Annotated in this window: 16 protein-coding genes; 3 read left to right on the top strand and 13 right to left on the bottom strand. The window is 62.4% G+C overall.

Going from position 1 to position 15,017, the window contains the following annotated elements; genetic code table 11:
• Positions 1-12 precede the first annotated feature (12 nt).
• The 12 genes from HBO09_RS27355 to HBO09_RS27415 all read right to left on the bottom strand — a co-directional run bounded on the left by HBO09_RS27355 (position 13) and on the right by HBO09_RS27415 (position 8,001).
• Positions 13-2,055 (bottom strand): terminase gpA endonuclease subunit, encoded by a 2,043-nt coding sequence (locus HBO09_RS27355; protein WP_222933995.1) that lies wholly within the window; start codon positions 2,053-2,055, stop codon positions 13-15.
• Positions 1,994-2,566 carry a terminase small subunit gene (locus HBO09_RS27360; RefSeq protein WP_170061012.1) on the bottom strand — a complete coding sequence of 191 codons (573 nt, stop codon included), beginning with the start codon at positions 2,564-2,566 and terminating at the stop codon, positions 1,994-1,996. The genes HBO09_RS27355 and HBO09_RS27360 overlap by 62 nt, the downstream gene beginning before the upstream one ends.
• A 250-nt stretch (positions 2,567-2,816) precedes the next feature.
• Positions 2,817-3,305 (bottom strand): Gp49 family protein, encoded by a 489-nt coding sequence (locus HBO09_RS27365; RefSeq protein ID WP_170061013.1) that lies wholly within the window; start codon positions 3,303-3,305, stop codon positions 2,817-2,819.
• Positions 3,306-3,334: 29 nt separating this feature from the next.
• On the bottom strand, positions 3,335-3,664 hold the full coding sequence (locus HBO09_RS27370) for a hypothetical protein (RefSeq protein WP_170061014.1): 330 nt from the start codon (positions 3,662-3,664) through the stop codon (positions 3,335-3,337).
• Complete coding sequence (locus HBO09_RS27375; RefSeq protein ID WP_170061015.1) at positions 3,661-4,164, bottom strand: hypothetical protein; 504 nt, start codon at positions 4,162-4,164, stop codon at positions 3,661-3,663. Before HBO09_RS27375 ends, HBO09_RS27370 begins: the two co-directional genes overlap by 4 nt.
• Positions 4,161-4,709, bottom strand: a complete 549-nt coding sequence (locus HBO09_RS27380) for a lysozyme (protein WP_170061016.1) — start codon at positions 4,707-4,709, stop codon at positions 4,161-4,163. The genes HBO09_RS27375 and HBO09_RS27380 overlap by 4 nt, the downstream gene beginning before the upstream one ends.
• A complete protein-coding gene (locus HBO09_RS27385) occupies positions 4,696-4,941 on the bottom strand; it encodes a hypothetical protein (RefSeq protein ID WP_170061017.1) in 246 nt (81 codons plus the stop codon). The genes HBO09_RS27380 and HBO09_RS27385 overlap by 14 nt, the downstream gene beginning before the upstream one ends.
• A 433-nt stretch (positions 4,942-5,374) precedes the next feature.
• Positions 5,375-5,686 (bottom strand): hypothetical protein, encoded by a 312-nt coding sequence (locus tag HBO09_RS27390; protein WP_170061018.1) that lies wholly within the window; start codon positions 5,684-5,686, stop codon positions 5,375-5,377.
• Positions 5,683-6,567, bottom strand: a complete 885-nt coding sequence (locus HBO09_RS27395) for a bacteriophage antitermination protein Q (protein WP_170061019.1) — start codon at positions 6,565-6,567, stop codon at positions 5,683-5,685. Before HBO09_RS27395 ends, HBO09_RS27390 begins: the two co-directional genes overlap by 4 nt.
• A 180-nt stretch (positions 6,568-6,747) precedes the next feature.
• Positions 6,748-7,050: a hypothetical protein gene (locus HBO09_RS27405; RefSeq protein WP_170061021.1), complete on the bottom strand. Its 303-nt coding sequence runs from the start codon at positions 7,048-7,050 to the stop codon at positions 6,748-6,750.
• Positions 7,047-7,421, bottom strand: a complete 375-nt coding sequence (locus tag HBO09_RS27410; protein WP_170061022.1) for a hypothetical protein — start codon at positions 7,419-7,421, stop codon at positions 7,047-7,049. The genes HBO09_RS27405 and HBO09_RS27410 overlap by 4 nt, the downstream gene beginning before the upstream one ends.
• Positions 7,414-8,001, bottom strand: coding sequence for a hypothetical protein (locus tag HBO09_RS27415; RefSeq protein ID WP_170061023.1), 588 nt, complete (start codon positions 7,999-8,001; stop codon positions 7,414-7,416). Before HBO09_RS27415 ends, HBO09_RS27410 begins: the two co-directional genes overlap by 8 nt.
• 174 nt (positions 8,002-8,175) lie before the next feature.
• Between HBO09_RS27415 and HBO09_RS27420 the strand changes: the two genes are divergently transcribed.
• From HBO09_RS27420 to HBO09_RS27430, 3 genes are all read left to right on the top strand, one after another.
• Positions 8,176-8,841, top strand: coding sequence for a S24 family peptidase (locus tag HBO09_RS27420; RefSeq protein WP_170061024.1), 666 nt, complete (start codon positions 8,176-8,178; stop codon positions 8,839-8,841).
• Between the two features lie 308 nt (positions 8,842-9,149).
• Positions 9,150-12,929 carry a plasmid replication protein, CyRepA1 family gene (locus HBO09_RS27425; protein ID WP_170061025.1) on the top strand — a complete coding sequence of 1,260 codons (3,780 nt, stop codon included), beginning with the start codon at positions 9,150-9,152 and terminating at the stop codon, positions 12,927-12,929.
• A gap of 77 nt (positions 12,930-13,006) precedes the next feature.
• Complete coding sequence (locus HBO09_RS27430; RefSeq protein WP_170061026.1) at positions 13,007-13,261, top strand: hypothetical protein; 255 nt, start codon at positions 13,007-13,009, stop codon at positions 13,259-13,261.
• Here HBO09_RS27430 and HBO09_RS27435 read toward each other — a convergent pair.
• The gene (locus HBO09_RS27435; protein ID WP_170061027.1) at positions 13,239-14,816 is read right to left on the bottom strand and encodes a protelomerase family protein; all 1,578 of its coding nucleotides are present in this window, start codon (positions 14,814-14,816) and stop codon (positions 13,239-13,241) included. The two genes, HBO09_RS27430 and HBO09_RS27435, sit on opposite strands and share 23 nt — an antisense overlap.
• Positions 14,817-15,017: the final 201 nt, after the last annotated feature.

The raw sequence follows: 15,017 nt of genomic DNA on the forward strand, positions 1-15,017 counted from the left end.
TTGGCGGCAGGGTCACCGCCGTGGTTTGCGGATGACCGTGAACCGGGACCGGCCTTTCGCCTTGGGAGCGTCAGCCTTCCGCGTAACAGGGGCAGCGCGCGGAGGAGTGGCTTTCGCCACGCTCGGCGCCTCTGCAGGCTGTTCAGTTTCTTCGGTCACCACCTTCTCCTGATCGAGTTCCGCTGGCGGCGGCTCGATTCCCGGCTGGGCGATAACCGCCACCAGCTGGGCACGGGTCAGTTGACCCGTGATCCGGCGATGCAACTTGTCGCGCAGCGCCAGGATGTATTGCATGGCCTCGCAGTCCAGGTAGTGGTTTTCCCCTACCTGGTGGAACTTGCCGTCCGCTTCGTGCCATTCCTCGCCGACCAACTGCTTGCAGTAGTCATCCGTCACCTGGGAATGCAGCAACCACCAGCCCGGGCGGCCATCAGGCCGGCCGAAACGGCTATGCACCCAGCGCTTGGCCAGGGTCGCGTTGAACGCCCAGCGGGCATCCCCGCGCTTGCGGGTTTTGCCCTGCTTGTTCTCCTCCACCATTTCCTTGCGGAACGGCTTCGGCAGCGTCTCGCGACCACGCAAAGCGATGGCGCGGCCCTTGTGGGCGTTGATGAAGGCGTAGACCTGGTCGTCGCGATAGCCGATGTCGATGCCGGCCAGGCTGATGCTGTGTCCGCCGTAGTCCGACGATTCGAGCAGCTCGCTCAGGTCGCCCCACACCGCGTCCTGGTCCGTTTCGCCCCACAACTCGCCGTGCTCCAGGAGCATCGAGCCAAGACCGCGGAACCAGGCGCGCACCACGTAGACCAGGCGGCCTTTCTGGACGTCCACTGTGAGGTAAATCCGCTCCGGCTCCAGGAGCAGCTCCCCCGGTTTGTAGCCAAAGCAGTTTGCCCGGATCTCCTCCCAGGACGGGACGTCACCACCCTCGCCGTACACCTCGCCGAAGCCGGTGTTGTAAACGGCCAGAAGCTTGGCCGGGTCGCCGGATATCTGCGCGGCCAGGAGCTTTTTGGCCAGGAACCCATAGGATTTCTTGACCGCAAAGGAGCACAGGCCGGAGATCCAGATCGAATAGGTCGTGAAACCCTCGGTGTCCGCGGTGCCCTCGATCTGCCCGTCCTTCGTAACCGAACAGCCAGGCGGAACGGCAACGCCACGGGCGTTCATCCACGGCCGCCACTTGTCCTCGAGCTGGTCACCGCAACATGGGCAGGACAAGCGCGCATGCTTGAACGCTTCGTCCGGCGTGCATTCGTCCTGGCCACCCTTGCCTGGCCACCACAGCAACTCTGAACAAGGGATGAAGTACTCGCTGCAGCTGGGGCACGGCACCGCCCACTCGTGACGGGTGCCCGACTGCCATAGCTGCCAGATTTTCGAGCCTACTTTCTTCGTCTCGACGACTTCCCAGTGCCACAGGCCGGTGCGCTCATCCTTTCGGCGGCTCACTTTCCCGTGGGTTGGCGTGGCTGTGTAGCCGATTTTCGAGTCCGGGTAGGCGTCGCCGCGGGCCTCGATGACCTCGGTTGTGTCGCCCTCGCCTGTGTTCACGATCCGGTCAACCTCGTCGACCATCACCAGGCCGGCCGAGTCGGCCGCCAGTTCGGTCGGCGAGCCAGCCCAGGCAAAGCGGAACTTAGTGCCGCCGACCCACTTGACCATCTTGGTGCTGGCCGCCGAGAACTTCGTCCACAGCGACTTGCACTCCTGGAACATGGCCATGAACTTCGGCTCGACCGTGCTATCGATCAGCGGCCTGGTCGGTGCCACGTACAAGCATGGCGTCGGGTCTTCGTCCAGGCGGTGCCCGATGATGTTCTCCATCGTCACCGACTTGCCCATTTGCGTGCCCATCACGAACACAACCCGGGAGAAGCACGGCTGCGCGAAAGCCCAGGAAACCGGCCGCATGTAGGGGTTCGTGTCAGGGTTGAACGGCCCAGGGATCGGCGACGACGGCGGCATGATGCGCTTGTCGCGCGCCCATTCGTCAGCCGTCCTCGGCGGCGGGGCTTGCACCATCTTCGCCGCCAAGCTGATCGATTTGATCAACGTCCGCAGTGAACTCCTGTGCGCGAAGTTCGAGCCGCTCGGCGGTAGCTTTTCGGATACGCCGCGTTTCCTCAAAAACTCGCGCTCGGATGAGAGCAGGGTCATCGATCACCGCCAGTTGGGACGCGCACCGACTGGGGAGCGCATCCAGTTGGGTCGCATACACCGCCGCCACGCTGGTCAGTACCTGCGCGACGGCTTCGCACGGAATGAGCCGGCCGCGCTCGCGGTCGATCTCGATTTGCAACTTCTCGCGCCGCGCCCGCTTGAGCAGGCGATCTTCGGTCGAGGCAGACGAAAGCCCCTCCTCTTCCTCGTCGCCGTCGCCCATTTCGCGGCGAACTTCGCGGGCGATCAGCCAGGTAATCGCCGCGGCGCTGTCGATCTGCACAGCCACACCGCGGCCACCACCACCGACGACAGGCAAGCCTTCGTCGATCAGCTTCGTTACCCAGCGATCCGACTTGTCGATCAACTCGGCGAACTCTTTCTTGCTGACGATCTTGCCCATAGGAGAAAGGACCAAAAGAACATTGGAACAAAAGCGCAAAAGCGCATTGGTCCTTTTGAACCACTGCCGTTTGCGTTCTTGCTGATTAGGGTTGAGGCCCCGTCGTAGCTGGCTGCGGGGTCAGCCGAGCGATGCAGCCCGGGGGGCCTCAAGAAAGGAAGTTAGGACCCGACTCACGAAATCGAACACACGCGAATCCCGCGAGTTTCCGACCCGTGAGGGGGGAGGGGCCGGGGGAGGACCCAAAACCCTACAGGGGGGCAGGCTGGGCCTGGCCGGCCCCGCAGGGGCAGGGCTGGACGGCGCCCGTGCACTCGGCTCGCAGGCCGGCCGCACGGTGCAGCGAGCTTTCGCCGCGTGCCTGTTCGAGATTCGCGCGGATGGTGCGAACGCTATCAGCGGCGATATCGACGCTTTGCTCGTGCAGCGCTTGCTTGAGTCGATAGCCTTCGAGTTCCCACAGCTTCTGGCGCGATTCGTCCTTGCACTTCCCGATCGCGATCTCGATGCCCAGGACGAGATTGAAGTTGTCAGGCGATGCCGAGGCCGACTTGGTCGTGGCGACGGTAAAGCCCGAGGGGAGGAGGGAGGTGGCCACCACCGTGGTCGTGCCTGGGATGTAGTGCGTATCGAAGGTCAGGCTATCGACCAGGGCATCAATCATCGCTGGGGTTACGCGCGGGGCGGTCAAGCCCAAGACAGCGATCCGCTGCTCTACCTGCTGTTCGCTTGGAATCATTCGGTTTCTCCTGCTGAAGGGTGCATTGCTCAGGCTGGTATAACGGCCGCGTCTGATTTCTCCACCCCGGCTGTCTTTTTCACCAGGCGGGCCACAAGTTCTTTCAGCTCCTGGTCTACCCAGCGCTGTGCGTCTCGCCGCTTGCGGAACAGTGGACAGAACTGGCCGATATGGGCGACCAGTTCGGGGCGAAGCTGGTAGGGGAACATTTCACCCACGGCCGGCATGTGCCCGCGATGGCTGGTAACCAGGTAGGCCGCCACGATCGGCTCCGGCGGCCACGGTACGAAGTTGATGCGACCGACAAAGATCGTCTGGCCGGCCCGCAGCTCCGAAGCCTGGTAGGTTTTGCGCTTCATTGGGAGCCCCCTTGCTTGTCCTGGTACTGCTTGAGCAGCGCCTGCAGCTGGGTCAGCTGGTTGGCGTTTTGCTCGCAGGCTCCGTAGTTGCCGGCGACGGTTTCGGCGACGGCAGAGAGCGCAATTCCCGAGCCGGCTTCATCAGCAGCTCCGGCAGGATCAGGGGCTGGCAAACCGGCTGCACTGGCGTCATGCACCCGGACAAAGCCAGCGTTGACAGTACAAGCGCGGTCAGCAGCTTCGGAGACATACACAGGCACCTTTTGGATGATGGTTTTGGTTTTGCCCTCAATCACCCGGTCGCGGTCAACGTAGACGGTGACGACTTGGTCGCGCACGGTGCCCAGGGCCTGGCCCTGGTCGAAGGCTTCGCGCAGCTGCTTGGCGGTGGCCGCGCTGGCCTTGCCGTCCTCGCTGACGCCGCGCTCGTAGTAGCCGAGCGCAAAGAACAGAGCGGCCACCAGAGCCAGCCCGGTCCATCGGATCAGAACTTGTTTCATTGGCCCACCAGGAAGAGAGTGCGCTGCAGATCGCGCCGTATAGGGATGCCCCGGCAGTTGCTGGCCGGGATTCGACAGTCAAGGCCGGCCACGTAGACCCACCGGCTGAACTGGTCAGCCGCAGCGCGCCACTGCCCGGCCTTCGCCAGGCGGTAGAGCGTGGACTTGAGGAAGGCCGTAGCGCCGACGTTGTAGACGAAGTCGGCCATGGCGATCTTTTGCCAGATGGTGGCCTCGGGGAAGTGGCGCATAACGTAGTCCACAGCCCCGCCCAGGTCGCCCTGCAGGTAGGCCGCACACTCACCTGGCGTAGCCACATCACCGCGGCGCACGCCCTTCGTGTGGCCCGTGCAGATCGTCCAGACCCCGCCCGTGTCCGGGTACGCCTGATAGACCGTGCCCTCCATTTCGGGGGTCAGGATCATCAGGCCGGCCATGATGGCCGCCCGCTCGATCGGCACCGGCAGGCCCGTCTCATTGACCGTGAAACCAGCGGCGGCCAGCGAGAGCGTCACCGCGGCGATGATCCGCTTAACGATCGACATCAGCGGCACCCCCGGCTGTCTTTTTGCGGTCGCGGATCGCCTTGAACAGCGGCACCACCCAGCGGCGGCCGACCAGGTCGAGCAGGAGAGCCAGGTAGTAGATCACCGGCACCGCCAGCGCCCAGGTCTGGAGCGTCACGCCGTAGATCGTGAAAGCGGCGGCAGGGGGTAACATTTTGGCGCCCTCAGTGGCGCCCAGTTCGGCTAGCGACTGCAGCTTGTTGGCATCCATGAGGGAGTCCTGGAATAAAAAAGGCCCGCTCCAGGAGCAGGCCAAAGGCAGCACGACGAAGGCGTACTGAGAGAGAAGTGCGCTAAAAAGCGCGGCGCCAGAAACGCAAAAACCCGCACTAGGCGGGTTTAGGTTTGCATGTATCGCATTTGAGCAGTTATTAGGCCATAACCGTGACTTTTGGTCAATAGCGCTTTTTCTCTTTTGTTCTCGTGAACCTTTGCGCTTTAGTTCTTTGGAACATTAGAACAATTGCCGCAGTCGCAGGGTACGTCTACCACTTCGGCCTCGTGAGCCTTTACCACGTTCGTGTACCCGGCAGGCTCCCTGGACAGATACCCCTCAGCGATGACGCGCACCAGGGGCACGACCTGGCCCACCAAATCCCGGTACCACCAGGAGCGATCAGAGCACGCAGTGATCCGTAGGGCCTTCAATCGCGCAACCCCCTCTCCCAGCCAGCACGCGCCCCCTCGATGGTCGCGAACCCCACTGACTCGAAGCCACACCCACATCGAGCACCCCACGCAGCGGCACGCTGGAAGAACCGCGGCGGCGATGCCTGGGCGCACTGGTGCCGAGACAGGTCCGGGTCATTGACCAGCCCCCAACCCGCTACAGCCCGGCGCTCGCAGCGGAAGGCGCCGCCATGGTGCAGACAGGCCGGGCAGGCGTACATGACCAGGCCACGCTCCCCATCGGCGCGGCGCTCTGGAGCAGCCCCACACTGCGAGCAGGCGATCACAAGCCTCGCTCCACCAGGACATACGGATAATCAGCCAGCTCCCTGTGCAGCGCCTCCAGGGCGGCCTGGTCAATGGCCAGCACCAGGGAGCGCAGCGTCTCCCAGCGACCGGTCCAGTGCTTGCGCCAGTTGACGTCAGTGACGCCCAGGAGCTCCTGCAGGCGCCCAGCGCCATAGTTCGAGCGGGCGCAGTTCATAAACAGCTTCATGTCCTGGACGGCCAAGTGTGCCAAGCCCTTGGCCTTTTTCAGGGTCTTGCCCTGGGCGTTCCCCAACTTCGGCTCGAACAGCGCCCACAGCGCCACAACCGAGCCCGATTCATCCGCCCAGTCCTTGGAGTCGCCATAGGCGTAGCGCAGCCAGTGCTGGTGCCCGCTTTCCAGCTTGGACACAGCGCGCACTACATGGGCGTCCTGGAACGCCAGCGGGCCGAGTGGGATAGAGCTGGCTTTCTTCTTGCGCGTCTCGCTGGCGATCACTCTCGTCGTACCTCGGGCCAAGCTGACCACATATTCGCGGGGAAGGCGCCCGGCCTCGCCGCCCTCGGTTGGGACTTCGCTTCGCTCCTCGAGCAGGCGCTTGGGAAAGGAATCTCGGGTGTTTTCGGTCGTATACCCGCCAACTTCGCGCGGCTCTTCATCGCGGAAGAACTGGGGCGCCAGGAGCGCTCCCAGCACCAGGTCGCGCATCACCGCGCGGTCATGACTGATGACCTCGGGCACACGACGCCGGCCGCGGCGAGGCGCCAGAGGCGCAGCAGGCACTACGTCCGTATCGAGCACATATCGCGGGCCAGCTGGCGCAGGCGGCGAGGCGGGCCGAGAGACGCCGCCCTTGAGCGTCAGCAGCTCCATGTGCGCACCTCCAGGGACGCCTGACATGGCGTGCACCTTGTCGCGTCTGGAACCGCCTGGAGCCGATCAAGGCCGATCGGCCGACCGCAGCGCCGGCAGTCGGCGTTGATAACTACCGCATGCCGAACGGCCACGGCCAATATGGCGCGCCGATCCATGAAGGCCGCGGCGACGTCCAGTTGCATGTCGGTGACCTGGTCGCACGCATCAGGCATGGTGCAGCCCCCGCGGTTCAACTGCCTGGTCACCGCGCAGCCAGAAGCCCTCGAACTCTTCCAGGACCTTTTCGTTCAGATCCCGCCACCACTGCTCGACGAAGTTCTTGTCGACCAGGTCGAAGAACGCCCCGGCAGCGTCCGCAGACTCGAACGACTTGTCGCGGGTAGCCGTGGCGCCGAACACGCGCGCCTCGAAGCGCACACGCAGCTGGCCGCCCGGCTGGGCGCTTTCATTGGTGACGACGAAAACCGCGCTAGGCGCGACCTTGAATACCTTCAGCCAGTCTTTCACTGGTCGGCCTCCTTGCGTGACGGGAATGAAACGAATTGCGCGAAAGCGTGACGGTCACGCCGGGCCAGGTCGGCCACGTTGCGCAGGATTAGCGTGATCGCCTCCTGGAATTCCTCGAATTCGCCGGCATCACAGATGGTCGCGACGTCGTCGGCGGTGCCCGGGTAAGCCTCGAAGGACACGGTCACAGCGCCTTTTTGCAGCGCTGCCATTGCCTCGGCCAGCCGCTGCTTGCGCTTGCGGATCCTGGCCAGGCGCCGGGTACGCTCTTCGGCCGTCTCACCCTCGGGCGCCGGCTCGTGCAGGTCGAAGCTTTCAGGGTCTACCGGCGCCGGCAGACGCCCGTAGCTTTTGGGGGCCTTCTCAGCCATAGCGAACCGCCTGCTGGCGCGCAGCAGCGAACAGGAACGACAGCAGCGGCACAGAACGGCCGGTACCGGCCGACACCGCCAGCAATTCCGTTACCAGGGCAGCCAGGACGTCTGCGCCCTCCTGGAGCATCAGGTCGACCGCCTTCGGGTCGTCCTCCAGGCAGTACCGGCCGTCGTGGGCAGGCGTTGCAGCCGAAACGAACGAGCCAAACTCGTGAAGTACCTCTCCAAGGTTGGCCGCAGTTGGCGTGGGCTTGCCTGGGGCGACAATCGGCGCACGAATGTCGAGAACACCGATCAATTCCAGACAATCACGGCGGATTTGTGCGGCATACTCTGTAGGTAGCACGTTGACCCACACCCATTTCCACTCAAGCGGGAATGGGCTGGTGCCGTTGAAGATACGACCGACACGAGTTGCCCAGGCTTTACGCTGCCTGGTCCAAGCCTCGCCGTCTGTCTGTTCGAGGTCATCCTCGACAAGCTTCGCCGCCACCAATGCGGGGGCCAGCAGCTCATACGCAAACCGCTCGATCGACCATTCTGAGTGGGCGAACCAGTGGTTTGTGTACTGCAGCACGATGTCGCGTTCCGTTCGCGTCGCCATAGCACCTTTCTCTCCAAAAGGGGTCTACAAGTAGTTATGGCGACATTTTCTCTATACAGAACGGATTAGGCAACACAATTACTCAATCCTGAATGGAGTTTTTACCAATTCAGGACGGACAATACGCAAAGGACTGAGAGAGGCACGATGAAAGACAAATTCACCATAGGCGAAGCCATCCGCCGTCGCCGGCAAGAGCGAGGCTGGTCATTGCAACGGACCTGTGATGAAACAGGGGGCGCCCTGTACCCATCCTTTCTATCGACTGTAGAGAAAGGCGCCAGCATGCCGAGTGTCGCTATCGCGGCGGCCTTGGCCGCTGCCCTGGACACCACCGTAGACGCCCTGCTCGAAGAATCGGCCAACCCTGGTGGGTCGATAGCGCCGGCCGAATCGGCGAAAAGGGTGCCGGTCGTCCCCTGGGATATGGCCGTGGAATGGGCGTTAAACCCCGATCCTAAGCGGTTGCCGAATGGCACCCCCTGGATCCTGCCACCCGAAAATCCACCCGGGGCACTGTTCGCCCTGGTCGTGCCGGACGACAGCATGCACGCCATGTCAGGGCCTGCGTTTCCACTCGGCTGCACGATATTCATCAACCCCCGGCGCCAGGCCGAACCGAATGACTTTGTCGTCGGCTATTCAAGTTCGCCGGCAAATTTGACGTTTAAGCGGTTGATCCAGAATGGGGAACAGCGATACCTTCGGGCGTTGAACCCTCAGTTTCCGATGGAGCAAATCGACGGGGGCTTCACGACCGTGGGCGTAGTATCTGCCATGGCCATGGCCTTCGAGAAGGGGATGATTCGATAAAGAGAATGAACAGACGTTCTATATAGAGAATAGATCGCGTACACTGCGGCCAAGACCCGCAGTTTTTTGACGCTATGCAAGGCAGAAAAGAAAAAGGCCGGGGTCTGGAAACCTCGGCCTATTTTCGGTTGCTGCTGACCCCAGAGAGCCACACAGCGAGCTGAACCTTTTGGTGGAATTATCTGTTTTGCGGGCAGGTAATCCAGGCTAGCTAAACCACACGTTTGAGGCTCAAGTGTAAAACTCTAGGGGTCAGGGTCAACCGAATGTTCTTTTGTGCTTTTGCGCTTTTGAACATAAGGAAGACGATGCACAACCGGAATGATGCAACCGGAGCCCTGGCCAAGTTCTATGCCGAGCGTTTCCGCTCGGACCCTTGGGCCTTGCTTGACTATTTCGACGGGGATATCGCGGCCGCTGCAGCGGACGTTGGCCTGCGCTGGGACGCTGTTCGTAACAGCGTCGAACTCAAGGGCGAAAGTGGGGAGAAGACCAGGCCGAAGGGCAAGGGCTACTACACCGACAAGGCCCACCGCGGCAAGCTGATGGTTTGGGGCGCAATCAAGCGCGACACCAAAGGCGGCTTTGACACCCCGTTCCTCACCTTCAACAACAACAACCCCAGCATCGGCACCAGCACCTGGTCGGGCTTCTCGGCCCTGCTTGAGCTCTACCGGCGCGAAGGCAATTCGATCACCAGCGAGAAGCACCAGCGCTGGCTCGAACAGCAAGAAGCGCGGCGCATCAAGCGCGAGGCCGAGCGCGAAGCCGCCGAGCAGCGGGCCAGGGAAGCCGAGGCGCGCGTACAGCGCGAGCGCCTGGCCTATGAAACGGTCTGGCTGTGCGGCGGTCGCCAGGAGTTCGAATTCGAATCCAACGGCAAGATCCGCAACGGCTTCGTCGAGCTGGTCGGCGACGAAGACGGCAGCGCTCCGTACCTGGTCAAGAAGCAAATCGGCGCCGTCATGTCACGCTTCAAAACAAAGCGTTTGCGTGACAGTCACGGCGAATTCACCGCCATTCCCATGTACTCGATCGAGGGCAATTTCGGCGGCCTGCAGCGCCTTTATGCCGACGTGAAGCTCCAGGGCACGGGCGTCAAGATGGAAGGTCTGCACTGCATCATCGGTGACCTGGAGACAGCCGACCGCAAGTATTTCAGCGAAGGTTTCGCGACCGGCGCCAGCACCTACCTGGCCGAGCTACAGGCCGGGAAAGAAGTCGCAGTCGTCGTGTGCTTCAACGTCGATAACCTGGTCAAGGTAGCGCGCCTGTACCGCAAGTATTACCCGGCCTGGCGCTTCCATAATGCCGCGGACAACGACGCCTGGAAGGATGCGAACGCCGGTCTGCTGGCCGGCCTTGAAATCCACCGCGACCTCGAGCACACCGCCGTGGTGCCCAGTTTCGACGCCCTGGGCGAGGAAGCGATCGCCGGCTTCAAGGCGACCCGCAAAGGCCCAACCGACTGGAACGACTACCACGTCGAATTCGGCCTCGAGGCGACCGCGAAGGCCCTGCGCGCCCGCGACAACGTCATGCGCGCCGAGAAAGACTGGTTCAACTACTGCCTGCAGCGCCTTGAGCTGTCAGGCACTCAGCACCAGTCGGAGAAAGCAGCGCTGCAGGCGGTAACCGCCGGCATGATGCTGGTCCCGATCAAGTACACCAGCGCCGAAGTTCTGCGCCAGGTCCTGGCCCACCTGCCCACCAATAGCAGCGCCAGCCGCTTCAAAATCCGCAGCCGCGCCATGTGGCTGGCCAAACAAAAAATGGCCGACGCGCAAAGACTGCGCGGCTTCTCGGCTGGCACCCTGGCACGCACCAACATTCAGCACCTGCGCATCGAGGGCGTTCGCGCTGCCCACGGCGGCATCGTCCTGCCTGCCCACCTCGCCGACCTGGTCGAATCCCTCGAGGGCATGGTCATCGTTCGCGCCCCCATGGGCTCGGGTAAGACCGAGAAGCTTATCGCCCCGCTGATGCAGTCGTCGTCCAAAGCCGCTTACATTGCCCACCGGATCTCGCTCCTGGACGACGCCGCGGCGCGACTGGATATTCAGCACTACCAGAACGTCAGCGCGGCGATGATGCCAGGGATCTACCACCTGGCATGCTGCGTCAACAGCCTGACCCACCCGAAATTCTACAACTCGCACGAAACCTCCTGGTTCACCACCGTCGACACCTTGTGCATCGACGAAGCCAGCCAGGTCGTGCGCCACGTCACCACCGGCCCCGTCGATGGCCGCGTCAAGGTTCTCGATGCACTCCTCGAAGCTGTCGCCGCGGCCAAGCGCGTGTTGCTGTGTGATGCGGACGCAAACGACACGGTCATCGAGTTCTGTGAGATGGCCCGACCAGGCCAGCAGATCACCATCCTGGAAGTATCCGGCGCCAGCGACCAGATCCGCGTCGACCACACCGACGATGAGAGCGCTTGGCAAATGGCGGTCGACCTCATTGCAGGCGGGAAGCGCGTCCTGGTCGCCAACGACTCAGCCGAGTCGGCAACGAAAATGGCCGCTCTTATCGAAACCGCGGTGGAAGACGAGAAGATCAAGCCCGTCAAAATGCTCCTGGTGCACGCCGACTCGAAGGCGGATCCCGACGTAACCGCGTTCTTGTGCAACCCGAACGAGGAGGCGCTCAAGTACGACGTCCTCATCTACTCCCCGGCCATCAGCTCGGGCGTGTCGATGACGACGCCGCACTTCGAGCACCATATTGGTCTGTTCAGCGGCAACACTGTCGGCCCATCTGACGCCATCCAGATGCTGCGCCGCGATCGAACCGCCAGGCACTACCTGGTCGGCATCGGGCACGCCACCGGCATGCGCCCGACCGACCCGGAGACGCTATGGCGCGGCTTCCTGGCCTCTGACGAGATCGCTTGTGAGTTCGAAGAAACCACCGACGAGATCCTCATTCGCAGGAAGAAAAGCGCTTTTGATCATTTGTTCCTTTCCAGCGTTACCACTGAAAACGCTGCCCGGAACAACTTCGCCAACAACCTGCTGCTGATGCTCTACGCCGACGGCTACCAGGTTAACCGCCTGACCGTTGACAGTGACCTGGCCAAGGCCAGCCGCAAGAACCGCAAGTTCGCTGGAGAGATCGTGTTCGATAAGCGCTGCGACCTGATCGACAGCGTCGAGACGCCCACCGAGGAAGAGTTCACCCGCCTGAATCGCCAGGAGGTCCGCAGCGAAAGCGAGAGCGCCCAGCTCGATCGCTATCACATCGCGCACCAGCTCGGCGTCGACGAACCTACCCCGACTGACATCGCGTTCTATGACGACCGCGGCGTGCCCAAGGTCTACGCCATGGAGTTGCTGCAATCCGATGAGCAACAGGCACGCGACTACGACAAGGCCCAGCGCAAGGCACGGGTCGTCCTATCCCAACAGCGCTACAAAACCGCCGCACGCGCCATGCTGGTCAGAATTTTCGAGATCCTGGGCGTCGATCGCTTCACTGGCGAGGGCGAATTCGGCGCGGCTGAAATGCGCCAGGTGCACGCGATGGTCACAGAAAGCCAGAAGACCCTGGACCTGTTCCTGAGCCTCAAGATTGGAGGCGGCGTTGGCCGCTGCTACACCACCCTGGTGAAGAACGTCCTGGCACGCCTGGGCGCCAACGTGACGAAGCGAAAGACAAACGGTCGCCATCTTTTTGCCATCACCCCCGAGAGCTGGGGCATCATTATGGACTACGTCGAGCGCCGCAAAGCCCTTGGCGTGCATTCTCTGACCACGCACGAGACTGAGTCCGCCTACCAGCCCAAAGCTGCCCCAGCGCAGCCCGCGGAGGCCCCACAGGCTGCGCCTGTTGCGCTTTCGAGCGACAGGGATACTTTGCAGTGTGAGGGTGTAGACACAGATGAAAAGTATCCCTTGGGACTTGCGGAGAAAGTATTCGCGATCGCCGCTCGCTGTTCACGCCCTCTCGGCCTACCGCTGGCACGGGTCATCGGGGCGCTACGGCGCGAAACGGTGATGAGCTGGCTTGCCCCGGGGGCGGATGAATGGCGGATCGGTTTCGAGCTGGGATACGCGGCAGACCTGATGAAGAAATCGGGCGCGTGATACTGTATAAACAACCAGTACCGGCATTAATGGCATGACTGCCAAGGAGGAAAGGAAAAGTGCAAGTGTGGGATTCGATGGATACGACAGGACAGAAGATCCGCAGCGCGTTGACAGTGGTCAACATGCTTGAGGCGGGAGTGCTAACCCTGAGCCAGGAGGACCTGGTGGAAGGCTTGGCGATCCTGCGGGAGCGCCTCCAGATGGCAGGTGACAGCCATGAGGAAACTTACGCTCTCCTGGCCAATGAAAAGCCGGGGCAGGCCCCGGCTATCGAAGTGCAATCGGCGCCGAACGTGGCGCACCTGCCTAACCGGCAGCAACGAGCTTGAACGCCTTCTGCATTGCCCCGAGCTGGGTTGCATCGGTCGCGGTGGCGACTTCAACCCCGTTGACGCTGGCGACCACCAACCAGGTGCCGTCGGCTTGTTTGTGCGGCTTGAAGTGGGGTTTCCCCTTCACCACGTCGGCTGGCGGCGGCGGCGCCTTGGCCTCCAGGTAGGAACGATTCGGCGTGGCTAGCGCCTCGCCGGCAAGCTCCAGGTACTCCTTGATGTTGGCGCGGTTCGACTTCAAGGCGAGGGTGATCACGTTCTGGTTGATCCGAGCACCTGGTTCATCCTTGACCGTGGTTTTGACCCAGTCGTGGATCCGCTCCATCGCCTTGCGCCCGGCGATCCGCTCGTGTTTGTCCAGGGCAGACAGCGCCTCGAGGCGACTGGCGTGCTTGTAGGTTGTGTGGGTTGGCTCGGTGTAGTCGATCTTGAACTGCTTGTAAGCCTCCTGCGTGTCGACGTCCTCATGCCCCAGCATCGAGCGCCAGAAGATCGACTCGTTGACCTTTTTCCAGCGGGCATCGCGGTTGAAGTGCAGCTCGAACACGAGCCGCGCCCAGATCGCGCGGCTATCGCGGAAGACCCGCGCCTCATCCTGGAAAACCCGCTTGGCCAGGGTGTTTAGGGTCTTCGCCACGCGTTGGTTGATTTGCACGTTGCTCATGCCCTGGAGCTCCAGGACTTCTGGCAGGGCGCGCAGCTTATCCATCGCATCGATCACTGCGTCGGCTGGCACCAGGGTGTAGATGGTGTAGCTGTCGCTGTAGTCGACGCCCTCTCGGCGCTTGGCCTGGCCACTGAACTCCACCTCGAAGTCGCCGACCTTCTTGAAGCGCCCCAGCGCCAGGACCTCGACCTCGCGCCGGCCAGTGGCGAAAGCCAGGCCCAGGGCCAGGTGCGAAAAGGAAGGGGAGAAGGTGCCGTCGGCATTGGCGCGGGTTTCCGACAGCAGCTCGGCGATGCGGTCCATCAGCCAGTAGTAGTTGATCTCTACGGTGTTGGTGGCCCGGACCTCTAGGCGCTCGCTGTGCTCATCGGCCAGGTGTTCGGCCGTGGCCACAGGCAGGGTCAGGTGGCGCATGATCTCGTGGTCCAGCTTCATGCGGGCGATCGCCTCATAGGCGTCGTCGTTCCGATCGCGCTTCACCTGGTTGGCCAGGTCGCGGTGCGCCAGGCGGATCTCGGTGATGTTCCCCAGGCTGGCCATCGCCGCCAGGGCCTCGGCGTATTGCGGGAACTTCTTGCCCAGCCGCGCAGCTTCGGCCTGCAGGCTGTGATGGTGCCAGTTCTTCGCGGTGATCGCCTTGCGCACGATCGTCAGGTAGCGGCGGTAACTGGCCGGCGCCAGCTTGTCGGACGCCTTGCGTCGACGGTCTTCGTACAGCTCCTTTTTCAACCTGGTCGCGCGCCGGGTCAGGAGCCTGGTCTTGTCGGCCCTGCTGATCGAGTCGTCGCCATCGATCTGCGCGATGTCCAGGAGCAGGTCATCGATCATCTTCTGCAGCTCGACCTTCTGCCGAGTCTGCCCACCACGGTTGCCAAATCCAGCCATTGCCGCACCCTCCAAAATGTACAAGGTAAGCCCAAGTACAACCATAGGCCATATACAGGTGCAGGTCAAGCCCTATATATATTAATAGTACATACAAAGCCCAAGGACAAACAATATCCATATAGTAGATAGGGTCAGACCTGTACACAGGGCGCGCCCATTATATACGTATATAATGGGCGCGCCCTGTGTACAGGTCTG

Origin of the sequence: Pseudomonas sp. WS 5027, from assembly GCF_012985695.1 — a bacterium.
Lineage (GTDB): Bacteria > Pseudomonadota > Gammaproteobacteria > Pseudomonadales > Pseudomonadaceae > Aquipseudomonas > Aquipseudomonas hygromyciniae.